The organism is Streptomyces sp. NPDC054841 (assembly GCF_053611045.1).
Genome location: NZ_JBSGZO010000923.1, coordinates 1 through 1,176 on the forward strand (window position 1 = coordinate 1; position 1,176 = coordinate 1,176).

1 protein-coding gene is annotated in these 1,176 nt (G+C 69.6%); it reads left to right on the plus strand.

Features of this window, described 5'->3' with window-relative positions; translation table 11 throughout:
- Window positions 1-183: 183 nt before the first annotated feature.
- Window positions 184-1,176: aspartate ammonia-lyase (locus tag ACWGI8_RS44460; RefSeq protein WP_453669345.1), on the plus strand; the 993-nt coding region annotated here is incomplete at its 3' end.

Consider the following 1,176-nt stretch of genomic DNA (forward strand, 5'->3'; position numbering starts at 1 on the left):
CGACGGCCGCCGGGGAACGGCCGCCGGGCGACGGCCGCGGAGGACGAACCGCCCATCAACTGCCCGCTCGGTACACCAGAGGCTCCGCCGGGCCCCGGTAACACGCCTCGGACCCCTTTCAGCCGCTCCCAGCCGCCCCTCCCATCCCACCGTGCAAGCACCCGACAGGAGTTCCGCACCTTCATGGCCACGCACGTCCACGCCCAAGCCCACGCCCACACCGAGTTGCGCGCCGAGCACGATCTGCTCGGCGACCGGGACGTCCCGGCCGACGCCTACTACGGCATCCACACGCTGCGGGCGGTGGAGAACTTCCCCATCACCGGCACCCCGATTTCGGCCTACCCGGACCTCGTCACCGCCCTCGCCTGCGTCAAGCAGGCCGCGGCCCTCGCCAACCGGGAGCTGGGTCTGCTCGACGGCCGCAAGGCGGACGCGATCGTGACCGCCTGTGAGGAGATACGCGCCGGGAAGCTGCACGGCGAGTTCGTGGTCGACGTGATCCAGGGCGGCGCGGGTACCTCGACGAACATGAACGCCAACGAGGTCGTCGCCAACCGCGCTCTGGAACTCCTCGGCCACCGCAAGGGCGAGTACGGGCAACTGCACCCGCTGGAGGACGTCAACGCGGGGCAGAGCACCAACGACGTCTACCCGACCGCCGTCAAGATCGCCCTCGACTTCACCGCCCAGCGTCTGCTGGACGCCATGGAGGTGCTCCGTTGCGAGTTCGCGGCCAAGGCGGAGGAGTTCGCTGACGTCCTGAAGATGGGCCGTACCCAGCTGCAGGACGCGGTGCCCATGACTCTGGGGCAGGAGTTCGCGACGTACGCCATCATGCTCGGCGAGGACCACAAGCGCCTCACCGAGGCACGTGAGCTGATCCGTGAGATCAACCTCGGCGGCACGGCCATCGGCACCGGACTCAACGCCCACCCCGCATACGCGGCGCTGGCCTCCCGGCATTTGGGTGCCATCACCGGACTGCCCCTGACGGTCGCCGACGACCTCGTCGAGGCCACGCAGGACGCCGGTGCGTTCGTCCAGCTGTCCGGCGTGCTGAAGCGGATCGCCGTCAAGCTCTCCAAGATCTGCAACGACCTCCGGCTGCTGTCCTGCGGACCGCGCGCCGGCTTCGCCGAAATCAACCTGCCGCCGGTGCAGGCCGGCTCCAGC